Origin of the sequence: Variovorax sp. V15 (assembly GCF_041154425.1) — a bacterium.
Taxonomy (GTDB): Bacteria; Pseudomonadota; Gammaproteobacteria; order Burkholderiales; family Burkholderiaceae_C; genus Variovorax; species Variovorax guangxiensis.
In genome coordinates, this window is record NZ_AP028659.1 from 2,085,880 (window position 1) to 2,108,091 (window position 22,212).

At 68.6% G+C, this 22,212-nt stretch carries 21 protein-coding genes; 4 read left to right on the top strand and 17 right to left on the bottom strand.

From position 1 onward, the window contains the following. Window positions 1–15: 15 nt before the first annotated feature. From ACAM57_RS09820 to gnd, 5 genes are all read right to left on the bottom strand, one after another. Window positions 16–1,488 carry an efflux transporter outer membrane subunit gene (locus tag ACAM57_RS09820; protein WP_369662418.1) on the bottom strand — a complete coding sequence of 491 codons (1,473 nt, stop codon included), beginning with the start codon at window positions 1,486–1,488 and terminating at the stop codon, window positions 16–18. A gap of 44 nt (window positions 1,489–1,532) precedes the next feature. After that, window positions 1,533–2,792, bottom strand: a complete 1,260-nt coding sequence (locus ACAM57_RS09825; protein ID WP_369661523.1) for an efflux RND transporter periplasmic adaptor subunit — start codon at window positions 2,790–2,792, stop codon at window positions 1,533–1,535. A 95-nt stretch (window positions 2,793–2,887) separates the two neighbouring features. Continuing rightward, window positions 2,888–6,118, bottom strand: coding sequence for an efflux RND transporter permease subunit (locus ACAM57_RS09830; RefSeq protein WP_369661524.1), 3,231 nt, complete (start codon window positions 6,116–6,118; stop codon window positions 2,888–2,890). Between the two features lie 188 nt (window positions 6,119–6,306). Beyond that, on the bottom strand, window positions 6,307–6,858 hold the full coding sequence (locus ACAM57_RS09835; RefSeq protein ID WP_369661525.1) for an N-acetyltransferase family protein: 552 nt from the start codon (window positions 6,856–6,858) through the stop codon (window positions 6,307–6,309). A 15-nt stretch (window positions 6,859–6,873) separates the two neighbouring features. Continuing rightward, window positions 6,874–8,298 carry a decarboxylating NADP(+)-dependent phosphogluconate dehydrogenase gene (gnd, locus tag ACAM57_RS09840; protein WP_184641415.1) on the bottom strand — a complete coding sequence of 475 codons (1,425 nt, stop codon included), beginning with the start codon at window positions 8,296–8,298 and terminating at the stop codon, window positions 6,874–6,876. A gap of 160 nt (window positions 8,299–8,458) precedes the next feature. On the opposite strand from gnd, the gene ACAM57_RS09845 reads away from it, so the two are divergent. Both ACAM57_RS09845 and ACAM57_RS09850 read left to right on the top strand, forming a co-directional pair. Next, window positions 8,459–9,427: a helix-turn-helix domain-containing protein gene (locus ACAM57_RS09845; RefSeq protein ID WP_369661526.1), complete on the top strand. Its 969-nt coding sequence runs from the start codon at window positions 8,459–8,461 to the stop codon at window positions 9,425–9,427. A gap of 100 nt (window positions 9,428–9,527) precedes the next feature. After that, window positions 9,528–10,256: an alpha/beta fold hydrolase gene (locus ACAM57_RS09850; protein ID WP_369661527.1), complete on the top strand. Its 729-nt coding sequence runs from the start codon at window positions 9,528–9,530 to the stop codon at window positions 10,254–10,256. Window positions 10,257–10,266: 10 nt separating this feature from the next. Here the strand turns inward: ACAM57_RS09850 and ACAM57_RS09855 are convergent, their stop codons facing one another. The 10 genes from ACAM57_RS09855 to ACAM57_RS09900 form a co-directional block, all read right to left on the bottom strand. Continuing rightward, the gene (locus ACAM57_RS09855) at window positions 10,267–10,887 is read right to left on the bottom strand and encodes a 3'-5' exonuclease (RefSeq protein WP_369661528.1); all 621 of its coding nucleotides are present in this window, start codon (window positions 10,885–10,887) and stop codon (window positions 10,267–10,269) included. Further along, on the bottom strand, window positions 10,884–11,342 hold the full coding sequence (locus tag ACAM57_RS09860) for a TfoX/Sxy family protein (protein WP_369661529.1): 459 nt from the start codon (window positions 11,340–11,342) through the stop codon (window positions 10,884–10,886). Before ACAM57_RS09860 ends, ACAM57_RS09855 begins: the two co-directional genes overlap by 4 nt. Window positions 11,343–11,403: 61 nt before the next feature. Further along, window positions 11,404–11,793, bottom strand: a complete 390-nt coding sequence (locus ACAM57_RS09865) for a VOC family protein (protein WP_126024861.1) — start codon at window positions 11,791–11,793, stop codon at window positions 11,404–11,406. A 31-nt stretch (window positions 11,794–11,824) separates the two neighbouring features. Next, window positions 11,825–12,319, bottom strand: a complete 495-nt coding sequence (locus ACAM57_RS09870; RefSeq protein ID WP_240650801.1) for a GNAT family N-acetyltransferase — start codon at window positions 12,317–12,319, stop codon at window positions 11,825–11,827. Between the two features lie 50 nt (window positions 12,320–12,369). Next, a complete protein-coding gene (fghA, locus tag ACAM57_RS09875; protein ID WP_369661530.1) occupies window positions 12,370–13,254 on the bottom strand; it encodes an S-formylglutathione hydrolase in 885 nt (294 codons plus the stop codon). Continuing rightward, window positions 13,251–14,180, bottom strand: coding sequence for an alpha/beta fold hydrolase (locus tag ACAM57_RS09880; protein WP_369661531.1), 930 nt, complete (start codon window positions 14,178–14,180; stop codon window positions 13,251–13,253). The genes fghA and ACAM57_RS09880 overlap by 4 nt, the downstream gene beginning before the upstream one ends. Before the next feature lie 228 nt (window positions 14,181–14,408). Beyond that, a complete protein-coding gene (locus ACAM57_RS09885) occupies window positions 14,409–15,515 on the bottom strand; it encodes an S-(hydroxymethyl)glutathione dehydrogenase/class III alcohol dehydrogenase (RefSeq protein WP_126024865.1) in 1,107 nt (368 codons plus the stop codon). A 38-nt stretch (window positions 15,516–15,553) separates the two neighbouring features. Next, a complete protein-coding gene (locus tag ACAM57_RS09890; protein WP_369661532.1) occupies window positions 15,554–16,207 on the bottom strand; it encodes a glutathione S-transferase family protein in 654 nt (217 codons plus the stop codon). Then, window positions 16,204–17,055, bottom strand: coding sequence for an aromatic ring-hydroxylating dioxygenase subunit alpha (locus ACAM57_RS09895; protein ID WP_369661533.1), 852 nt, complete (start codon window positions 17,053–17,055; stop codon window positions 16,204–16,206). Before ACAM57_RS09895 ends, ACAM57_RS09890 begins: the two co-directional genes overlap by 4 nt. Before the next feature lie 14 nt (window positions 17,056–17,069). Then, window positions 17,070–17,747 carry a Rieske 2Fe-2S domain-containing protein gene (locus tag ACAM57_RS09900; protein ID WP_369661534.1) on the bottom strand — a complete coding sequence of 226 codons (678 nt, stop codon included), beginning with the start codon at window positions 17,745–17,747 and terminating at the stop codon, window positions 17,070–17,072. Window positions 17,748–17,863: 116 nt separating this feature from the next. On the opposite strand from ACAM57_RS09900, the gene ACAM57_RS09905 reads away from it, so the two are divergent. Both ACAM57_RS09905 and aroQ read left to right on the top strand, forming a co-directional pair. Next, window positions 17,864–18,832 (top strand): LysR family transcriptional regulator, encoded by a 969-nt coding sequence (locus tag ACAM57_RS09905; RefSeq protein ID WP_369661535.1) that lies wholly within the window; start codon window positions 17,864–17,866, stop codon window positions 18,830–18,832. Window positions 18,833–18,870: 38 nt separating this feature from the next. Beyond that, a complete protein-coding gene (aroQ, locus tag ACAM57_RS09910; protein WP_126024870.1) occupies window positions 18,871–19,311 on the top strand; it encodes a type II 3-dehydroquinate dehydratase in 441 nt (146 codons plus the stop codon). Between the two features lie 18 nt (window positions 19,312–19,329). Here the strand turns inward: aroQ and ACAM57_RS09915 are convergent, their stop codons facing one another. Next, window positions 19,330–20,883, bottom strand: a complete 1,554-nt coding sequence (locus ACAM57_RS09915; RefSeq protein ID WP_126024871.1) for a SpoVR family protein — start codon at window positions 20,881–20,883, stop codon at window positions 19,330–19,332. Beyond that, window positions 20,880–22,172: a YeaH/YhbH family protein gene (locus ACAM57_RS09920; RefSeq protein WP_184641403.1), complete on the bottom strand. Its 1,293-nt coding sequence runs from the start codon at window positions 22,170–22,172 to the stop codon at window positions 20,880–20,882. The genes ACAM57_RS09915 and ACAM57_RS09920 overlap by 4 nt, the downstream gene beginning before the upstream one ends. Between the last annotated feature and the right edge of the window lie 40 nt (window positions 22,173–22,212).

Genomic DNA, 22,212 nt, shown 5'->3' on the forward strand with positions numbered 1-22,212 from the left:
CCCGAGCTGCAGCCGCTACCCGCCCTGCTGTTCCGGACGCGGCATGATCCAGTCCGCGTGGCCGGTAGGGGAGCGGCAAGTGGGCGATGCGGCGGACGTATCGGCGACGTCGGCACCGCACCAGTCGCCGCCCAGCGCCTTCACCAGGAACACCGATGTCAGCAGCCGCTGCCCCTGCAGCTGCGCGGCCTGCCGCTCCACCGTCAGCAGCGACTGCTGCGCGGTGATCACGTCGAGATACGTCGATGCGCCGCCCTCGTAGCGGCTGGTCGCCATGTCGAGCACGCGCCGCGCCGCCGTCACGGCCGACTGCGCCTGCGTGGTGGCGCTGTCGAGCGCCGAGAGACCGGTGATGCCGTCTTCCACCTCCTGCATCGCCGTGAGCACGGTGCGGCGGTAGTTGCCGACGGTGACGTCGTAGCCGGCCTTGGCGAAGTCGACGTTCGCGCGGATGCGCCCGCCGTCGAACAGCACCTGCGTGGCCGACACGCCCACCGACCACAGCAGGCTGGGGCCGTTGAAGAGCGTCTCGATCAGGCGGCTGTCCACGCCCACGGTGGGCGAGATGACGAAGCTGGGATAGAAGGCGGCCGTGGCCACGCCGATCTGCGCATTGGCCGCGGCCATCGCGCGTTCGGCCGAAGCCACGTCGGGCCGGCGCTGGAGGATTTCGGAGGGCACGCCCAGCGGCACCGCGGGCGGCTTGATTTCGCGCAGGTCCACCGGCAGCGAGAAGTTGGGCGCGGGCGTGCCGGTGAGCGTGGCCAGCGCGTGCTCGTACTGTGCGCGCTGCTTCTTCAGCACGTCGACCTGCGTGAGCGTGGTTTCGAGCAGCGCCTGCTGCTGCGCCACGTCCAGGCCCGATACCGCGCCCAGGTCATGGCGCGCCGTCACCAGCTCCAGCGCGCGGCGCTGCAGGCCGATGGAGCGCGAGAGCACGTCGAGCTCGATGTCGGTGGAGCGCAGGTTGAAGTAGTTGCTGGCGAGCTCGGCGCTCAGCAGCAGCCTGGTGTTGGCGAGGTCGGCAGCCGATTGTTCGGCGGAGGCAGCCGCGCCCTCGACGGTACGCTGCACGCGGCCCGCAAGGTCGAGTTCGTAGCTGGCGTTCAGCGAAACGGCGAAGTCGTTCTGCACCGTCGACGAATTGGCGGTGGCGTAGTTGGTGAGCGGCCGGTTGGCCGAGATCTTCAGGCGCGAGGCGCGCGCGCCCAGGCCCAGCTGCGGATAGCGGCTGGCCGAAGTGGCGGCCAGCGTGGCGCGTGCCTGCGCCAGCCGCGCGTTGGCGATGGCCAGCGTGGGGCTGCCGGTCAGGGCCTGCGCCTGCAGCGTGTCGAGCGTGGCGTCGTCGAAACGCTTCCACCACGGGCCCTTGTCGGCGCTGTCGCTGGGCGTGCTCACGCGCCACGGCTCCTCGAGCTTCCAGCTCACGGGCAGGGGTGTGTCGGGCGTCTTGTAGTCGGGGCCGACGGCGCAGCCGGCTGCGAGCATGAGCAGTGCGGCGCAGGCGGCCGCGCAGGGCAGTCGCGCCAGCGTCACGCCGGCTCCTTCTTCGCCCCGGCAGGCGCCGCCTTGGCAGGAGGCTGATCGGGCGCGACAGCCACGATGTCGCCTTCGGCCAGCGAGTCGGAGGGGTTCAGCACCATGCGGTCGGTGCCTTGGAGCCCGTCGATCACTTCCACGTTCTCGCCGTAGTTGCGCCCCAGCGTCACAGCGCGCAGGCCGACGCGGCCCTGTGCATCGACCACCGCGATGCGCGTGCCCTCGGCGCGGAACAGCAGCGCGTTCGCCGGCACGGTGAGCGTGCGGCTCGCGGCCAGCGGCAGCGATACCTGCACATAGGCGCCCGGCAGCAGCGCGCCGTCCTTGTTGGGCAGCGAGACCTCGACCTGCATCATCCGCGTGGTCGTGTCGATAGCGCCCGAGGTTCGCGCCACTTCGCCCTTGAAGGCCTGGCCGCGCAGCTCGGCCTGCGTCACCACCACCGGCTGGCCGGCCTTCACCAGCTGCGCGTAGGCCTGCGGCACGTTGACGTACACGCGCAGCGGATCGGTCTGCGCCAGCATGAAGAGCGCGCGCCCGGCGCCGCCGCCCGCGCCGGCGTCGATCAGGTCGCCCACGTCGACGTTGCGCCGCGTGATCACGCCCGCGAACGGCGCCACCACGCGCTTGAAGCCCTCGGTCTGCTTGAGGCGCTGCACGTTGGCGTCGGCCGCCGCCACGTTGGAGGTGGCCTGCGCGACGGCGCTGCGGCGCTCGTCCAGGTCCTGCTGCGAAACCACGTCCTTCTTGCGCAGCGCTTCCCAGCGATCGGCTGTGCTGCGCGCCAGTTCCAGCCCCGAGGCGGCCTGCGCGCGGGCGGCGACGGCCTGCGAGAGCTGCTGGTCGATCTCGGGCGTCTCGATCTCGGCGAGCAACTCGCCCTTTTCGACGCGGCTGCCGATGTCCCTGGTCCAGCGCTTGAGGTAGCCGCTGGCGCGCGCCGAGATGGGCGACTGCACGAAGCCCTGCAGCGTGCCGGGCAAAGAGAGCGTCTGGCCCGCGGTGGGCATGCGGGGCAGGGCGGTCTGCACGTACTGCTTCGCGCGCTCGGCGGTGCCGGCCTCCAGCGCGCGGGCGTTGGCGATGCGCACGAACACGGTGCGCGCCGCGCCCAGCGCCAGCAGCACCAGCACGATCAGCACCAGCCAGCGCGTGCGCCGCACGATCTGCCGGCGGCGCAGCAGCTGCTCGCCGTCGCCCTCCTCGACGGCGATGGGGTGGATGGCCAATGCCGAATGGCGTTGCTCCGTCATGACCAGCTCGGCGCCGGGCCGCTCCCAAGGCGAGCTGCGGCCCCCTCGGGGGGCAGCGAATACACGAAGTGAATGAGCGTGGGGGTCATCAGGTTTCAGTTCTCCTGGGGGGCGGTCGTGCCCGCTGGCGGTTGATGCTGTTGATGCTGCGCGGCCTCGCGCGCCGCCCGGCGGTGCGCAAGCCGACTGTGCACTCCCGCGAACACGGCGGGCACGAAAAACAATGTCGACACCGTGGCGAAGACCAGGCCGCCGATCACCGCGCGGCCAAGCGGCGCGTTCTGCTCGGCGCCTTCGCCCAGGCCCAGCGCCATCGGGATCATGCCGATGATCATCGCCAGCGCCGTCATCAGCACCGGCCGGATGCGGGTGGCACCCGCTTCCAGCGCGGCCGACAGCGGCGGAATGCCGGCGGCCAGCCGCTCGCGCGCGAAGGACACCAGCAGGATGGAGTTGGCCGTGGCCACGCCCATGGTCATGATCGCGCCCGTCAGCGCCGGCACGCTCAGCGTGGTGCCGGTGATGAACAGCATCCACGCGATGCCCGCCAGCGCCGCCGGCAGGGCGGTGATGATGATGGCCGCGTCCAGCCACGACTGGAAGGTGACCACGATCAGCAGGTACACCAGCACGATGGCCATCGCCAGCCCCACGCCCAGGCCGATGAAGGACGACTGCATCGTCTGCACCTGCCCGCGGATCTCGACGCGGCTGCCGCGCGGCAGCGTGGGCCGCATCTCGTCGACCAGCTTCTGCACCTTCGAGGCCACGCTGGCGAGGTCGGTGCCCTGCACGCTCACGTAGACGTCGATCACCGGCGCGATGTTGTAGCGCGACATCACGGCCGGCTGGCGCGCGGCCTGCGCGTCGACCAGGTTGCCCAGCAGCTGCTGTGAACCGCCCGCCGCCGGCGTGCCGCTGGCGCCCACCGGGATGTTCAGCAGCGAATCCAGCGAGTCGACCACGTACTGCGGCGACTGCACCGCGATGCTGTAGACCACGCCGTTGGCCGGGTTCAGCCAGAAGGCGGGCGCCGTCTGCGAGCTGCCCGACAGCGCGATGAGCACGTTCTGCCCCACGTTGGAGGCGGTCAGGCCGTATTGCTGCAGCCGGGTGCGGTCCATCTGCAGGCTCAGCGCGGGGCCGTCCATGCGCTGGTGCACGTGGGCGTCGACCGCGCCGGGAATCTGGCGGATCGCCTTGGTCAGCTCGGCCGCGCGCGCCGCGTTGCCCGCCATGTCGTTGCCGCTGAACTGCACGTCGATGGCGGCAGGCAGGCCGAAGTTCAGGATCTGCGTGACGATGTCCGCCGGCTGGAAGAAGAACTCGATGCCCGGAAAGCGCTTGGGCAGCTCCGCGCGCAGCAGCGACACGAACTGCTCGGTGGGCTTGTGGCCTTCCTTCAGCGACAGCAGCAGCTCGCCGTCGAAGGTGCCGATGGTGCCGGCGTTGCTGTACGAGAGGTTGATACCGCTGTTGGGCACGCCCAGGTTGTCGAGGATGGTCTCCAGCTGGTCGGGTGGCACCAGCTCTCGGATGGCGGCCTCCACCCGGTCGGTGAGGCGCGCCGTTTCCTCGATGCGCGTGCCGGTGGGCGCGCGCAGGTGCAGGCGGATCTGGCCGGCATCCACCGTCGGGAAGAAGTCGCGGCCCAGCGCCGGGTAGAGCAGGCACGACAGCAGGCAGAAGCCGAGGAACAGGCCGATGAAGCCGGCACGTTTGGACAGCACCGCCGACAGCACCAGCGTGTAGGCGCGGCGCACGCGCTCGAAACGGCGGTCGAAGGCGCGGTAGAGGCGCTGCAGGGCGCTCTGCTTCGCGCCTTCGGCCTGTTGAGCGGGTTGCGCCGAATGCGCACCGCCCATCAGCAGCATCACCAGCGTCGGCACCAGCGTGCGCGACAGCAGGTAGGACGCGATCATCGCGAACACCACCGCCTCGGCCAGCGGCACGAACAGGAAGCGCGCCACGCCCGAGAGGAAGAACATCGGAACGAACACGATGCAGATGCACAGCGTGGAGACGAAGGCCGCCGAGCCGATCTCGCCCGCGCCGACTTCGATGGCTTCCTTCAGCGGCGTGCCCATGTGCAGGTGCCGCTCGATGTTCTCGATGGTCACGATCGCCTGGTCGACCAGGATGCCCACCGAGAGCGCGAGGCCGCCCAGCGTCATGAGGTTGAGCGTCTCGCCCAGCGCGTAGAGCACCAGGATCGAGGCCAGGATCGACAGCGGAATCGTCAGCCCGATGATCAGCGTGCTGCGCCAGTTCCCCAGGAAGAGCAGCACCATCGCGGCGGTGAGGGCGGCGGCCAGGATGGCCTCGAACACCACGCCCTTGACGGCCGCCTTCACGAACACCGACTGGTCGAACAGCGGCGTGATCTTGATGTCCTCCGGCATCGTCTGGGCGGCGATGGGCAGCATCGCGCGGATGTTGGAGACGATGTCCAGCGTGGAGGCGCCGCCGTTCTTCAGCACCGACAGCAGCACGCCGCGCACGCCGTCCTGGCGCACCACGTTGGTCTGCGGCGAGAAGCCGTCGCGCACGTAGGCCACGTCGCGCAGGTAGGTGGTGGCGCCGTTCACCGTGCGGATCGGCAGGTCGTTCAGGCCCGCGATGGCATCGGGCGAGCCGTTCATCCTCACGTTGTATTCGGTGGCGCCGAACTTGGCCGTGCCCGAGGGCAGGATCAGGTTCTGCGTGTTCACCGCGTTCACCACGTCGGCCGGCGAGAGGCCGCGCGCCTGCAGCGCCTGGGTGTCGAGGTCGACCGAGATCAGCCGGTTCTTGCCGCCATAGGGAAAGGGAATGGCCGCGCCCGGCACGGTGATGAGCTGCGGCCGCAGCTGGTTGACGGTGGCGTCGAAGAGGGAGTTTTCAGAGCGCGTGGGGCTGGAAAGCGCCAGCTGGATCACCGGCACGCTGGAGGCCGAGTACTTGATGACAAGCGGCGGCGTGATGCCCGGCGGCAGCTGCCGCACCTGCGCCTGCATCGAGGCCACCACCTGCGAGATGGCCATCTCGATGTTGGCCGTGGGCTGGAAGAACACCTTGATGATGGCCACGCCCGCCAGCGACTGCGATTCGATGTGCTCGATGTCGCTCACCGTGGTGGTCAGCCCGCGCTCCACCTGGCCCGAGATGCGCTGGCCCATCTCCTGGGCCGGCAGGCCGGTGTAGTTCCAGATGATGCTGACCACCGGGATGTTGATTTCCGGGAAGATGTCGGTCGCCATGCGCGCCAGCACGAAGGGCGTGGCCAGCACGATCAGCATCGCCATGACGATGAATGTGTACGGACGACGCAATGCGAGCTGGACCATGGCGAAGGCTCTCTGCTTCCGGCGGAAAAAGGTTTTGCATCATAAGGAAGTAGATTTAGGTTTGCAGGCGTCCGCGAACGAGGTGTGGCGCTTTACCAAAAGGCTGCGTGCGGGCGTGCGGCAGCAGGCCGGGGCCGGGCGCCCAGGGCGAAGGAATGGGGAAGGTTCGGCCGCCGGCCGGCCGAAGCTCAGGCGGCCGGGGCCAGCGCGAGCCGCAGCCGCGTCACGTTCGGGTTGCCCGGATCGCGCTGCACGCTGAAGCCCAGCTTGCGCGCCAGCGCCAGCATGGCGGTGTTGTCGTAGAGGGTGATGTCGGCCAGCTGCCTCACGCCGGCCGCCCTGGCGGCGTCGATCAGCTTGCGCATGAGCTTGGACGCCAGGCCGCGGTGCTGCCAGGCGTCGGCGATGACGATGGCGAACTCGGCGACCTGCGCCGTCTCCGGCGTCTCGCCCCGCACGTAGCGCGCCACGCCCATCTGCTGCTCGGCGCCGTCGGCCATGGTGGTCGCGATGAGCGCCAGCTCCCGGTCGTAGTCGATGTGCGTCATGCGCCACAGCTCGTCGGGCTGCGGCGTTCGCGGCGAGAGCAGGCGCCGGTAGCCGGTTTCCTTCGAGAGGCCGTTCACGAAGGCGGTGTGCATCGCGAGATCTTCGGCGCGGATCGGGCGGATGCGCACAGGGGTGCCGTCGGGCAGTTGCCAGTCCTCGACCAGATGGCTGGGGTAGTCGAGGGCCGGCATGGGGTCACACGGTGTTCAGCCGATCACTTCGGGCCAGTCGGTGTGGAAGAACTGGCCTTCGGGCTTGTCCACGCGCTCGTAGGTGTGGGCGCCGAAGAAGTCCCGCTGCGCCTGCAGCAGGTTGGCCGGCAGGCGCTCGGTGCGGTAGCTGTCGTAGTAGGCCAGCGATGCGCTGAAGGCCGGCACCGGGATGCCGTTGCTCACCGCCAGCGCCACCACTTCGCGCCAGCTCTGCTGCGTGCGGTTGAGCAGGTCCTTGAAGAACGGGTCGAGCATCAGGTTGGCCAGCGCCGGGTCGGTGCGGAAGGCGTCGGTGATGCGGTTGAGGAAGCGCGCGCGGATGATGCAGCCGCCGCGCCAGATCGACGCGATGCCGCCCAGGTCGAGGCCCCAGTTCTTCTTGTCGCCCATGGTCTTGATGAGGTCGAAACCCTGCGTGTAGCTGATGACCTTCGAGGCGTAGAGCGCGTCGTGCACCTTTGCCACCAGCGCCTTCTTCTCCACCGACAGTTCGATCTTCGGCCCCTGCAGCTGCCTGCTGGCAGCCACGCGCGCCTTCTTCTGCGACGAGAGCACGCGCGCTTCCACGGCGGCGTTGATGGTGCTGATGACCACCGCGTTCTCGGCCGCGTTGATCAGCGTCCACTGGCCCGTGCCCTTCTGGCCGGCCTTGTCGAGGATCACGTCGACGATCGGCTTGCCCGTCTCCGGGTCTTTCTGCTCGAGCGCCTTGGCGGTGATCTGGATCAGGTAGCTCTGCAGCTCCCCCTCGTTCCACTCGTTGAAGATGGCGGCCATCTCGTCGGTGCTGAAGCCGGCGGCCTTGAACAGGCTGTAGGCCTCGCAGATGAGCTGCATGTCGCCGTACTCGATGCCGTTGTGCACCATCTTCACGTAGTGGCCCGCGCCGCCGGGGCCGATGTGGATGACGCAGGGCTCGCCGTCCACCTTGGCCGAGATGCTCTCGAAGATCGGCTTCATCACCTCCCAGGTGGAAAGCGGCCCGCCCGGCATGATCGACGGCCCCTTGCGCGCGCCTTCCTCGCCGCCCGACACGCCCGCGCCGATGAAGCGCAGGCCCTTCGATGCGAGGTATGCGTCGCGGCGCTCGGTGTCGGTATAGAGGCTGTTGCCGCCGTCGATGACGATGTCGTCCTTGTCCAGCAGGGGGATGAGCTGCTCGATCACTTGGTCGACCGGCGCGCCGGCCTTGACCATGATCTGGATCTTGCGCGGCTTCGCCAGGCTTTGCACGAACTCTTCCAGCGTCTTCGCGCCGACCAGCTTCTTGCCCGGGTTGGCGGCGATGAAGGCCTCGGTCGTGGCCTCGGTGCGGTTGTAGACGCTGACCTGGAAGCCGCGGCTTTCCACGTTCAGAACGAGGTTCTGGCCCATCACGGCCAGGCCGATCAGTCCGAAGTCGCTTTGCTTGTTGCTCATGGCCTGTGGTGTCCTTCCTTCGTGTATGTGCAGGCGGGGCGGCGCCCCGCGCACCGGTTTGATTCGAGGGCCATTGTGCCGATGTGGCGCCCGGCGGGGCGTCGGAGGCGGTCTAAACCCGATTGGCAAGCGGGTCCGCCTTGGCTATGTTCATTCCCCCATGAGCCACGACGCCATCCACCGCTGGTCCACCGACGCCGTGCCGCCCTCGCAGCGGCTCGACTACTGGGTGGGCGCCGTCTGCGAGGGCTTCCTGGAGATGGACGTGACGAGCCCCAAAGCCGGCAGCTTCGGCGCCACGCTCGAATCTGCGCCGCTGGGCCCCATCGTGGTCAACCAGGTGCGCGGCAGCGCGCAGGACGTCTACCGCACGCGCCGGGCCATCGCCCACAGCCGCAACAACTACTTCTACCTGCTGTGCAAGGCCGACTCGGCCTGGGTGGCGGTGCAGGACGGCCGCTCGGCGCGGCTTCTCCCGGGCGACGCGGTGCTGGTCGATTCGCGCCGGCTCTACGAATTCCACCTGCTGCAGTCGGCCGACACCATCTCGATCGAGCTGCCCACCGCCTGGGTCGATGCCTGGATTCCCGATGCCGGCGACCAGGTGGCGCGGCGCATCGACGGGCAATCGGGCTGGGGCGGCGTGCTCAGTGGCTTCGTTCGGCAGCTGACGCCCGAGCTGGCGGCGAAGCCCCCGATGCCCGCCGAGCTGCTGAGCGACCAGCTCGGCAGCCTGCTGGCCCTGGCCACGGGCAGCGGCGCCGCAAATGAGCCGGACAAGGGCAGGGCGGCGCTGCGCCGCCGCGTGCTCGACGCCACGCGCGAGCGGCACGCCGAGTGCGGGCTCACCGCGGCGAGCGTGGCGCGCGGGCTGGGCATTTCCGAACGCAGCCTGCACCGCTGCCTGGCCGCCGGCGAAGGCAGCGCACAGGGGCCCACAACCTTCGCCGCCGCGCTCGCCGGTTTCCGCATGGCGGCCGCGCGCCGCATGCTGGCCGATGCACGTTTCGACCGTCTGGGCATCGCCCAAATCGGGTATCGCGTGGGCCTGGCCGATGCATCACACTTTGTTCGCCAATGCCGTGCGCACCTGGGCGCCACACCCGGCGAACTGCGGCGCCGGCGCTGAACTGGCGCGAACCGGCCATCCGCGTGGCAGGCATCGGCCATTCGCGGCATCGCCCCGTTCCTAAAGTCCCTCTGCATCGAAACAACGAAAGAGACTTCCCATGTCCGATACCTATGTCCTGGTCCACGGCGCGTGGCATACAGGCGCCGAGATCGAAGCCGTGGCCGACGGCGTGCGCGCGGCCGGCCACACCGTGTACTGCCCCACGCTGGCGGGCAACAACCCCGGCGACGACCGTTCCAGCACCGGCCTCGAAGACGCCATCGCCTCCGCCGTGCGCTACATCGAGGAGAAGGACCTGACGCAGGTGCGCCTCGTGGGCCACAGCTACGGCGGCATGGTGATCTCGGGCGTGGCCGACCGCATCGCCCACCGGCTCAAGCGGCTGGTGTACATCAACGCCTTCGTGCCGCTGGACGGCGAATCGCTCAACGACATGGTGCCGCCGCACTACGTGACGATGTTCGATGCCGTCGCCGCGGCCAACGGCAACGCGGTGACGCTGCCCTTCGAGATCTGGCGCGAGGCCTTCATCAACGACGCCGACCTCGCGACCGCGCAGGCTGCCTACGAGAAACTCAACCCCCATCCGTATCGCACCTTCACGGACAAGATCCGCCTGAGCCAGCCGCTGGCGGCGCTGGCGCTGGGCAAGTCGTACCTGAACTGCCAGCAGGACACCGCGATGCCGCACGGCCTGCCGTGGCATCCGCGCCTGTCGGAGCGGCTCGGCCTGTTCCGGCTGGTGGAGTGCCCGGGCAGCCACGAGATGTTCTTCTCGAACCCGAAGCGGCTCGCCCAGGCCATCATCGAGGCCGGACGCGACTGAGCCCTTCGGATCAGGCACCGCCGCCGAAGAGCGCGTCGTACACGCGGATCGACGCCCAGGCGTCGTTCGCGGCGTAGCGGATCTGCGCCTCGGTGAGCTGCCGGTTGGCCCAGTTCGAGGTGGTCGCCTTGCGCGACTTGACGAAGCGGCGGCCGAACACCAGCGCCACCGCCGCCTTCACGCCCACCGACCTGCGGTAGCCGCGCCGGCGGAACTCGTCGTCGATGTCGAACACGGCCTTCGGCTCGATGTTCAGCCGGTTGCGGATCAGCGTCAGGTCGCCCGACAGGCCGAAGCCGACCTTGCGCAGCTCGGTGGAGGCGATCAGCGCGGCCACCACCGGATTGCACTCGGTGCGGTGCAGCTGGAACAGCCAGGCCGCATCGCGCGTGGCGAACTGCACCACGTGCGGGCCCCCCGACACCTCGTTCTTCGCGAAGGTGGGCTTCGATTCGGTGTCGAAGCCCGCGATGCCTGCCGCCAGCAGCGTGGCGGCGGCGCGCTCGGCCTCCTGCAGCGTGGAGACGACCACGACGTTCGCTGCGGTCAGGGTTTCGAAGGGGTCGAGCAGCGCGATCTGTTCGCGCTCGGGCGGGGGCGGGAGCGCGGGGTTGTTGCGGCGCTCGTTCACCGGGAGGCCGCTTTCGCGGTCGGCTTTTTCTTCTTCACGGAGGCTTTCTTCGCGGCTGTCTTCTTTGCCGCTGTTTTCTTTGCGGCGACCTTCTTTGCGGCCGGCAATTTCTTCGGTTTCTTCGGCTTCGGCGGCTGGCCCGAGCGCAGTGCCGCCTCGTAGGCGAGCCGGCCCCAGCGGGCAGCCTCCTCGCGGTCCTCGAAGAGGTCCGCCGGGGCGAGCCGGTACGACATCGGCATCGCCTTGCCCTGGCGCATGTAGGTGAAGGGCTGCAGGTTCAGCCTGTCGAAGTGCGGGGCGCTCTCGGCGTCGGACTTCAGGTAGAGCGTTTCGTTGGCGACCAGCGCGATCATCCGGCCCTCGTGCCAGACGCCATGGCCGCCGAACATGCGCCTGGTTTCGATGCGGCCCAGGCGCTCGAAGATCTCGTGCAGGCTTTGGACGAACTCGCTCATCGGCGTGCCTTCGTGCTTCGCACTGCGGCGCGAGCTTGCCTGGGGCGGCCCGGCGCGGCACTCATGCGGTGATCTCGATGCGGTTGCCGTCCGGGTCGAGCACCACGCTCTCGTAGTAGCCGTCGCCGGTGCGGCGCGGGCCGTCGAGCAGCGGATAGCCGTCGGCCTTCAGGCGTTGCGTGAGTTCGTCCACGGCGGCGTCGGAGCCCACGCTGATCGCCAGGTGCGTCCAGCCCATGCGCTGGGCGCCGGCTTCGGCCGGCAGGGGCGAGAGCGTGCTGGTGGTCATGGCCTCGATGCGCGCGCCGTCGCCCAGGCTCAGGAAGCAGGAGGCGAAGCCCTTGGCCGGGTTGACGTAGCCCGCGCCCGCGGTGGCGCCGAAGTAGTCGACGTAGAAGCGCTTGCAGCGTTCGAGATCGGTGGTCCAGAGTGCGATGTGGTCGATGCGCATGGGGAAGCGAAGAAGGAAGGAAATCGGCCGCTCAGGCGATGCGCCACGGCGGGCGCGAGGGCGACCAATGGTAGGCGATGCGCTCGCGGCCGCTCGTGGGGTGGCGGTCGGCCGCGCCACGCTCCAGCCCGTAGCGTTCGTAGAAGCGCTGCGCCGAGGTGTTGCCGGCCGCCACGTGCAGCCGCCAGCCGTTGGGAATGCGCACGCAAGCCTCGTCGAGCAGTGCCTTGCCCAGGCCCTGGTTGCGCAGATGAGGCTCGACGAAGAGCTGGGCCACGTACTCGCGCCTCACGAGCAGCACCATGAAGGCCAGCACCTGGCCTTCGCGCTCGGCCAGCACCACGTCGGCGGGCGGGCCGAACTCGGTATGCACGCGATGCAGCCAGTGGGCGATGGGCTCGATGTGCGGCACGTCGCGGTTGGCGGAAATCCAGGCGCGCCGCCAGATGCCCGCCAGCACCATGTTCTCCTCGGCGCCGCCTTCGCGCGACCGCAGGTGGAAGACCGGAGTTTGGGCGGCGGACATGATGCGTTTCATGATACGGCGCGGGGCCGCCGCGGTCGATGGGCCGTGCTCTAGCCGGAGGCCCGCAAGGTCTGCGCGTGGTGCGCGATGTGGTCCGCCATGAAGCTCTGGATGAAGTAGTAGCCGTGGTCGTAGCCCGCGTGGCGGCGCAGCGTGAGCGGCTGGCCGGCGGCGAAGCAGGCGGCCTCGAAGGCCTCGGGATGCAGCTGCTCGGCCAGGAATTTGTCGTCCAGGCCCTGGTCGATGAGGATGCCCTGCGGGTAGGGCGCCGTGACCTGCGACTTCATGAGCGCGCTGGCATCGTGCGCCAGCCACTGCGCGCGGTCGGCGCCAGGCTCGCCCAGGTAGCCCGCGAAGGCCTTCTCGCCCCATGGACACTGCGTGGGCGCGCAGATCGGCGCGAAGGCCGACAGCGACCTGAAGCGCCCCGGATGCCGAAGCGCCAGCGTGAGCGCGCCGTGCCCGCCCATCGAGTGGCCGAAGATGCCGATGCGTTCGCCGTCGATCGGCAAGTGCCTGGCCACCAGCGGCAGCAGCTCCTGCACGATCCAGCTTTCCATGCGCCAGTGCGTGGCCCAGGGCTCGGCCAGCGCGTCGAGATAGAAGCCGGCGCCGATGCCGAAGTCCCAGTTGTCCCTGGCGCCGGGAATGCCTTCCACCTCCGGGCCGCGCGGACTGGTGTCGGGCGCGATCAGCGCGATGCCCAGGCTGGCGGCCATGCGCTGCGCGCCGGCCTTGATGGCGAAGGTCTCCTCGTTGCAGGTCAGGCCCGCGAGGTAGAGCAGGGCTGGCACGCGCTCGTGCGCGGCCTGCGGCGGCAGGTAGACCGAGAAGCGCATCGGCAGGCCAATCTCGAGCGAATGGTGCTCGACGAAGCGCTGCAGGCCGCCGAAGGCGCGGTGCTCGGAAAGCAGCTTGGGGGTGTTGTCGGTCATTGGGGGTTCTTGTCGTTGCTGCGCAGTGCCGGCACGAGCTCGAGCACGGCGTCGGCGAAGGTGCGTGGCGCTTCCTGCGGCAGGTTGTGGCCGGCCCCGGGCACCAGCCGGTGCGAGCGCGGGCCGCCGAAGCGGTTGGCGTGGGCGGAGGCATCGGCGGGCGGGCGCACGCCGTCGTCGATGCCGTCGAAGGTGATGGCGGGCACGGTGATCGTCGGCTGGGCCGCGAGGCGGCGCTCGATGTCGGCGTAAGCCGGGTCACCCGGCACCAGGCCGAAGCGGTGGCGGTACGACTGGATCACCACGTCCACGAAGTCGGGATGGTCGAAGGCGGCGGCGCTGCGCTCGAAGGTGGCGTCGTCGAACTTCCAGGTGGGCGACCACAGCTTCCACAGCAGCTTCGTGAACGCCTTGCGGTCTTTCTGGAGGCCGGCGCGCCCGCGTTCGCTGTGGAAGTAGTACTGGTACCAGAGGCTGTGCTCGTTGTCGGGCGTGTCGGGTTCCATCGCCTTGGCGATGTTCTGGATGTTGTAGCTGTTGAGGGACACCAGCCCCGCGCAGCGCTCGGGCCACAGCGCCGCGACCACGCAGGCCGCGCGGCCGCCCCAGTCGTAGCCGGCCAGCACGGCGCGCTCGATCTTCAGCGCGTCGAGCAGCGCAAGCAGGTCGGCGCCCAGCGCGGCCTGCTCGCCCGAGCGCGGCGTGGCCTCGCTCAGAAAGCGCGTGGCGCCGTAGCCGCGCAGGTACGGCACGATCACGCGGCAGCCCGCATCGGCCAGCATCGGCGCGACCTCGGCATAGGTGTGGATGTCGTACGGAAAGCCGTGCATCAACAGCACCGGCGGGCCGTCGGCGGGGCCGGCTTCGTAGTAGGCGACTTCGAGGACGCCCGCCTCGATCCTGCGCAGGGGTTCCATTCTTTCCATCACGAGATCATCTCCAGTGAATGAGTAGATGCCTTTGCCAGGAACACCGCGGAACCGGCTTTGCCGGGCCGCAGGTGTTGCCCCCTGAAGGGGGTTGGCGCAGCGACACGAAGTGCGCGAAGCCTGGGGGTGAGTCCGAGGCCACCGCGGAACCGGCTTTGCCGGGCCGCAGGTGTTGCCCCCTGCAAGGGGGTGGCGCAGCGACACGAAGTGCGCGAAGCCTGGGGGTTAGTAAATCACCACGCCGCGGATGGATTCGCCGCGCTTCATCAGGTCGAAGCCGTCGTTGATCTTCTCCAGCGGCATCGTGTGCGTGATCAGGCTGTCGATGTCGATCTTGCCTTCCATGTACCAGTCGACGATCTTCGGCACGTCGGTGCGGCCGCGCGCGCCGCCGAAAGCCGAGCCTTCCCACTTGCGGCCGGTGACCAGCTGGAACGGGCGGGTGCTGATCTCGGCACCGGCCTCGGCCACGCCGATGATGATGCTGCGGCCCCAGCCCTTGTGCGTGCACTCCAGCGCCTGGCGCATCACCTTGGTGTTGCCGATGCACTCGAAGCTGTAGTCGGCGCCGCCGTCGGTCAGCTGCACGATGGCATCGACCACGTTCTCCGTGTCCTTGGGGTTGATGAAGTGCGTCATGCCGAACTTGCGGGCCATGGCCTCGCGCTCGGGGTTCAGGTCGATGCCGATGATCTTGTCGGCGCCCACCATCTTCGCGCCCTGGATCACGTTCAGGCCGATGCCGCCGAGGCCGAACACCACCACGTTGGCGCCGGCTTCCACCTTGGCGGTGAAGATCACCGCGCCGATGCCGGTGGTCACGCCGCAGCCGATGTAGCAGACCTTGTCGAACGGTGCGTCCTCGCGGATCTTGGCCAGCGAGATCTCGGGCGCGACCGTGTAGTTGCTGAAGGTGCTGGTACCCATGTAGTGGGCGATGGGCTTGCCGTCGAGGCTGAAGCGGCTGGTGCCGTCGGGCATCAGGCCCTTGCCCTGCGTGCCGCGGATGAGCTGGCACAGGTTGGTCTTGCGGCTCAGGCAGAACTTGCACTGGCGGCATTCGGGCGTGTACAGCGGAATGACGTGGTCGCCTTTCTTCAGCGTGGTGACGCCGGGGCCGACGTCCACCACGATGCCCGCGCCCTCATGGCCCAGGATGGCGGGAAAGATGCCCTCGGGGTCGGCGCCCGAGAGGGTGTAGTAGTCGGTGTGGCAGATGCCGGTGGCCTTGATCTCGACGAGCACTTCGCCGAACTTCGGGCCTTCGAGGTCCACGGTTTCGATGGTGAGCGGGGCGCCTGATTTCCAGGCGACGGCGGCTTTGGTCTTCATGATGTTCGATCTCGGAAGCGGGGAATGGGAGGGGATTCTCAGGCAGGGCCAGCAGGGAAGATACCCGACATGCCGATGAACCCCGGCAGGTGGCGGAAATCCCAGACCCAGTTTCGCAGCGCGGGAAACTCATCGAGCGAGATGCCGCCTTCGCCCGCGAGCGCCACATAGGGAAAGCAGGCCAGGTCGGCAATCGTGGCCTCCGGCGCCGACGCGAGCCAGCGTAGGCCTTCGGTGACACGCTCGGCGAGGTGGTCGTCGAGCACGCGGAACACGGCGCGCGCGCCCGCGCGGCAGGCATCGATGTCGAGGTGGTGATAGCCGAGCGCATCGTGCAGCCGCGCGGCCGAGGCGGTTCGGGTGATCTCGTCGGCGGTGGCGAGCCACTGGGCGACTTCGCCGCGCAGCCTGGCGTCGGCGGGATACCAGCGGCCCTGCGGGTCGTGGCGGCTCGCGAGGTAGACCAGGATGGCCTGCGCGTCGCGCAGCACGAAGCCGTCGTCGTCGATCACTGGCAACTGGCCCAGTGGATTGACGTTGGCGAGGAACGCGGCCGACCTGTGCTCGCGGCCGGGAAAGAAATCGACCGGCACCGCCTGGTACGCCACGCCCAGCCAGGCCAGCATCTGCCTCACCTTGAAGCAGTTGCCCGAGAGCGGGTAGTCGTAGAGCTTCAGCGTCGCCGTGCTCATGCCGCGGCCCTCACGCCGAAGCGCATGCCGCGCTCGCGCAGCCATCGCCGGTAGGTGACGGAGGAGGTATCGCCGCGCGTGGGCGTCTCGGCGCGGCCTTCGAGCGGCATGCGCTTGAAGGCGTGATTCTCCAGGATGGGCTTGTCCTGCCCGAAGATGGTGTGCTGGAAGGCGATGAGCTCGGCGTCGGTGGAATGGTCGTCGTAGCAGGCCAGCAGGGTGTGGGCGATCACGCGTTCCTCGTCGACCGGCTGCAGGAAGATGCCGATCGCATCGAGCTCGCCCGCGCGGAAGCTGCTCTTGTAGAGCATGGCCGAGAAGGGCTGCATCACGCGGTACTTGTAGAGCACCTCGCTGCCCGAGGCGTCGTGCGCGGCGGAGGCGCGCGGCTGCCAGAAGCGGCAGTCGGTGGCCCAGATCTCGCCGGTGGCGGGCTCCACCTGCACCTGGTACTGCGCGACCTCGGTGTGCGGCACCTTGCCGAGGTAGTCGGCATGCACGAAGGGAAAGTGCGCCATGTCCAGGAAGTTCTCGATCACCCGCAGGCCCGACACCGCGACGCCGATGCCGCCGCAGTCCACGCGGCGGCGGCCGGGTTCGCCGTATTCGGGAAAGTCGAACAGCGGGCGAGCGGGGCGGCCGCTCGGGCAGACCCAGAGATAGCCGTAGCTGGATTGCACGGCGAGCGGGGTGTCGCCGAGGCTGCAGCGGGGATTGCCGTCGGCATCGGTCGACAGCCGCACGGTTTCGCCGAGCAGCCGGGTTTCGCGCGAGGCCGTTGGCGCCGGCGCGGGGCCGACGACCAGCCAGTCGTCGAGCATGTTGGGATCGTCGGTGACGAAGGGCATGGGTTTCTCTTCTTTCAACCCTGGGGCAGGGCTTCGATTTCGGTGCGCAGTTGGCGGGCTGCCGCATGCAGGGCCTTCATGGCGGCCGAGCCGGGCGCCGCTTCGGTCCACAGGTGGATGAAGGCGAGGCCTGGCTGGGCGTCGAGGACGAGGGCGACGGTATCCGCGCCGCCGAGCCGGCCACGCCAGCCCTGGGAGGCGGCCGTCAAGCCGTGGTGCTCCAGCGCTGCCCGTGCCGTGGCGGCGGACGCGCGAACCGTCAGCGTGCGGCAGAAGTGCCAGCCGGTGGGAACGGCATCGCGCAGTTCGTCTGGAACCGGCGCAGCCTCGGGCGAAAGATTCACCCACAGCATCCCGGCCGCCTCCGCCGTGCCGAAGGTCTTCGCGCAGACGTTGCGCGGCGCCTGCATGGCCGGGTGCGCCGGAATGCTGGTGCACTGCCCGCTGCCGGCCTCGTACTGCCAGCCGTGGTAAGCGCAGGCCAGGCGGTTGTCGATGACCTGCCCGAGCGTGAAGCGCACGCTGCGGTGGGGGCAGCGGTTTTCCCAGGCTTGGGCGGTGCCGTCGGCGGCGCGCCAGAGCGCAAGTTCCTGGCCTTCGGCGAAGCCGGCGACGATGTTGGCGCCCGGGCGCAGGTCGGCCGAGCGCGCGACGGGGTGCCAGGCGATGACGGTGTTTTCTGGAGTGTTCATGTCGTGGGAAAGCGCGGAAAGGACGGCTGCGCGCCGGTGATACCGTACCGCTTCCGCCGCACCGATGAAAGTCACATGAAGAGACGCTGCTTTTCATTCCTGCAACGCTGGGCCGCATGAGCCGCATCGATCTCGCCCTGGTCGAGGCTTTCGTGCTGATTGCCCGCAGCGGCAGTCTCACCAAGGCCGAAAGCCTCTCCGGCGTTTCCAAGGCCACCCTGAGCCGGCAGCTCACGCGGCTGGAGGAGCTGCTTGGCGCGCAACTGCTGCTGCGCAGCCCGCGCCGCATCTCGCTCACCGAGGCCGGCCGCGCGTTTCTTGTGCGCGGCGAAGGGCTGCTCGACGAGGTGAAGGGCCGACTCGAAGAGGCCAGCACCGAGATCCATGCGCTGACGACGGGCGTGTCGGGCAGCCTCTCGCTGCTGTCGGACACGCAGTTCAGCACCTCCTTCGTCTGCCATGTGGTCAAGCTGTTCCTCGAGGAGCATCCGGACGTGCGCTGCCAGCTCGACGTGGCGAGCGGCTTCCATGCGCCTCGGATCGACGACGTCGACTGCTACGTGTGCTCCGAGCCGCCCGATGCGCCGAACCTCGTGGCTCGGCTGCTGGGGCGGCTGAGCTACGGGCTGTATGCGAGCCCGCAGTACCTGGCGCGGCACGGGGTGCCCTCGTCACCCGATGAGCTGGTGGCGCACCAGTCCATCGTGATGAAGGAGCCTTCGGAGCGCTCGCAGGTGCTGCTGGTGTCGGGCGCGGCCAGCTTCGCGTTCGGCCCCGAGCCGGCCTTCGAGACCAACGACCACTGGGTGATGAAGACCTTCTGCATCGACGGCCTGGGCATCGCGCTGCTGCCCGCCTTCTTCGTGCGGCCCGAGCTGGAGCAGGGCGTGCTGGTGCCGGTGCGGCCGCAGTGGCAGCCGGAGCCGCGGCGCATCTACTGCGCCTACCAGCGGCAGCGCTACATGGGGCGGAAGCTGCGCTCCTTCGTCGACCTGATGGCGCGCTGCGTGGTCGACATCGACTCGTACAACTACTACGTCGGCTCGTCCGCCGCGCGCAGGCGCAGGACGGCCGCGAGACCATAATCGGCCTCCGTTCGCCAGATTCCCCGCAGACAACCATCATGAAGAAGATCCTCGTCCTCAACGGCCCCAACCTCAACCTGCTCGGCACGCGCGAGCCCGAACAGTACGGACGCGACACGCTGGCCGATGTCGAGCGCCTGTGCAAGGAAACCGGCGCGAAGTTCGGCGTCGAGATCGAATGCCGCCAGTCGAACCATGAAGGCGTGCTGATCGACTGGATCCAGGAGGCCGGCCGCGAAGTGGCGGCGGGCAACATGATCGGCGTGGTGATGAACCCCGGCGCCTACACCCACACCTCGATCGCGCTGCACGACGCCATCAAGGGCGCGAGCGTGCCGCTGATCGAACTGCACATCTCGAACGTGCATGCGCGCGAGGAGTTCCGCCACCACTCGTACATCTCGCCGGCGGCGAAGGGCATCATCGTGGGGCTGGGCGTGAAGGGCTACATCCTCGCCATCACGGCGCTGGCGGCCTGACCCGGGCCCGCGGCGCGCTCAGTAGAGTTGTTTGGGCGCCGAGGCCTTCCAGCTGCGGCTGATGCGGCCCTGGCTGTCGATGCTCTCCAGGTGCACGTCGAAGCCCCAGAGCCGGGCGACGTGCTTGAGCACCTCTTCGGCCGTGTCGTGCAGCGGCAGGTTGTTGCGCTGCGTGTGGCGCAGCGTCAGCGAGCGGTCGCCGCGCATGGCCACGTTCCACACCTGGATGTCGGGCTCGCGGCTTCCCATGTCGTACTGGCGTGAGAGCGACTCGCGCAGCGCGTGGTAGCCGCTGTCGTCGTGGATGGCCGACACCTCCAGTTCCGATTCGCTCTGGAAGTCGCGGATCGCGAAGAAGCGGAAGTCGCGCATCGTCTTCGGACTCAGGAACTGGCCGATGAAGCTCTCGTCCTTGAAGTTGCGCATCGCGTAGTCGAGCGTGCGCAGCCAGTCGGTGCCCGCGAAGTCGGGGAACCAGCGGCGGTCTTCCTCGGTGGGCTTCTCGCAGATGCGCCGCAGGTCGGTGTACATCGCGAAGCCCAGCGCGTACGGGTTGATGCCGCTGTAGGCGCGGTGGCCCACCGGCGGCTGGAAGATCACGCCCGTGTGGGAGCTGAGCCATTCCATCATGAAGCCGTCGGCGAGCTGTCCGCGGTCGTACATGGTGTTGAGCAGCGTGTAGTGCCAGAAGGTGGCCCAGCCTTCGTTCATGACCTGGGTCTGGCGCTGCGGGTAGAAGTACTGCGCGATCTTGCGCACGATGCGCACCACCTCGCGCTGCCACGGCTCCAGGAGGGCTGCGTTCTTCTCGATGAAGTAGAGCAGGTTCTCCTGCGGCTCCAACGGAAAGCGCTTGGCAGCGTCGGCCTCGGCCGCCTGCTCGCTCTTGCGCGGCAGCGTGCGCCAGAGGTCGTTCACCTGCTGCTGCATGTGGCGCTCGCGCTCGGCGCGCTGGGCGGCTTCCTGCGCCAGCGAGCGCTTCTGCGGGCGGCGGTAGCGGTCGACGCCGTAGTTCATCAGCGCGTGGCACGAATCGAGCAACTCCTCGACCGCATCGAGGCCGTGGCGCTCCTCGCACTCGGCGATGTAGTGCCGCGCGTAGACCAGGTAGTCGATGATGGACGAGGCATCCGTCCACATCCGGAAGAGGTAGTTGCCCTTGAAGAAGCTGTTGTGGCCGTAGGCCGCATGCGCGATCACCAGGGCCTGCATGGCCATGGTGTTCTCCTCCATCAGGTAGGCGATGCAGGGGTCGGAGTTGATGACGATCTCGTAGGCCAGCCCCATGTGGCCGCGCTTGTAGTTCTTCTCGGTCGAGATGAACTGCTTTCCGTACGACCAGTGCCGGTAGATCATGGGCATGCCCACGCTCGCGTAGGCGTCCATCATCTGCTCGGCGGTGATGACTTCGAGCTGGTTCGCGTACACGTCCAGGCCGTAGCCCCGGGCCGTCTTGGCGATCTCCGAGTGGTAGGTCTCGATGAGTTCGAAGGTCCAGTCCGAAGGGCTGGGCAGGCGCTCCAGCCGGGGCAGGCTGGTGGCCGGAGGAGGGGCGGTGATGGCGGTGTTCATGACGTGACCCCTTCCTTCTTGAACAGGTCGCGGAAGACCGGGTAGATGTCTTGAGCGTCGGACACCTTGCGCATAGCGAAGTTGGGCTCCACGCCTTCGAGCTGCTGGTATTCCTGCCACAGGTTCTGCTCGGTCTCGGCCACCTGCACGTAGGCGTAGTAGCGCACGACCGGCAGGATGTTCTCGACCAGCAGCTCGCGGCAGCGGCCGCTGTCCTGGTGCCAGTTGTCGCCGTCGCTGGCCTGCGCGCCGTACACGTTCCATTCGCCGCTGGGGTAGCGCGCCTTGATGATCTCGTCCATCAGCACCAGCGCACTGGACACCACCGTGCCGCCGGTTTCCGTGGCGTGGAAGAACTCTTCCTCCGTCACTTCCTGCGCCTGCGTGTGGTGGCGCAGGAAGACCAGGTCGATCTTCTCGTAGTGCCGCGTGAGGAACATGTACAGCAGCATGAAGAAGCGCTTGGCCATGTCCTTGCGCGCCTCGTCCATCGAGCCCGACACGTCCATCAGGCAGAACATCACGGCCTTGGCGCTGGGCACCGGTGTCTTCACGCGGTTGCGGTAGCGCAGGTCGATGGGGTCGATGTATGGCACGTGCCGCATGGTGCGGCGCACTTCGGCGATGCGCTCTTCCGTCTCGCGGATTTCCTTCTGGATGAAGGGCTGCTCGACCTGCGGATGCTTGCGCAGGCTTTCGAGGTGCGCCTCCAGCCGCTTGAGCTCCTTGCGCGGCTCGCCGCCCAGCGCGATGCGGCGGGCGAGGGCACCGCGCATCGAGCGCACCACGTGCAGGTTGTTGGGCGAGCCGTCGCTGGTGAAGCCGGCGCGGTGGCTCTTCCACTCGGGCACGTCGGCGATCTGCGTGCGGATGAGGTGCGGCAGCGCGAGGTCGTCGAAGAAGACGCGCATGAACTCCTCGCGCGTGAGACGGAAGACGAAATCGTCCTCGCCTTCGCCGCTGTCGCTGGCCTCTCCGCTGCCGGAGCCGCCTCCGCCGCCGCCTTCAGGCCGCTTGATGCGGTCGCCCTTCAGGTACTCCTGGTTGCCGGGGTGGACGTACTCGCGGTCGCCGCCGCGGGCGTGGCCGAACACGGGCTCCGACACGTCGTGGCGCGGCAGCGTCACATCTTCGCCCTGCTCCAGTTCGCGGATGTTGCGGCCGCTGACGGCGCGCCTCACCGCTTCCTGGATCTGCCCCTTGTAGCGCCTGAGGAAGCGCTCGCGGTTGCCAATGGACTTGTTCTTGCCCGACAGGCGGCGGTCGATGATCTGCTGCAGGATGGCCACGATGTTGTCAACGCTCCTTGCAAAGAGAGAACGATCGGAA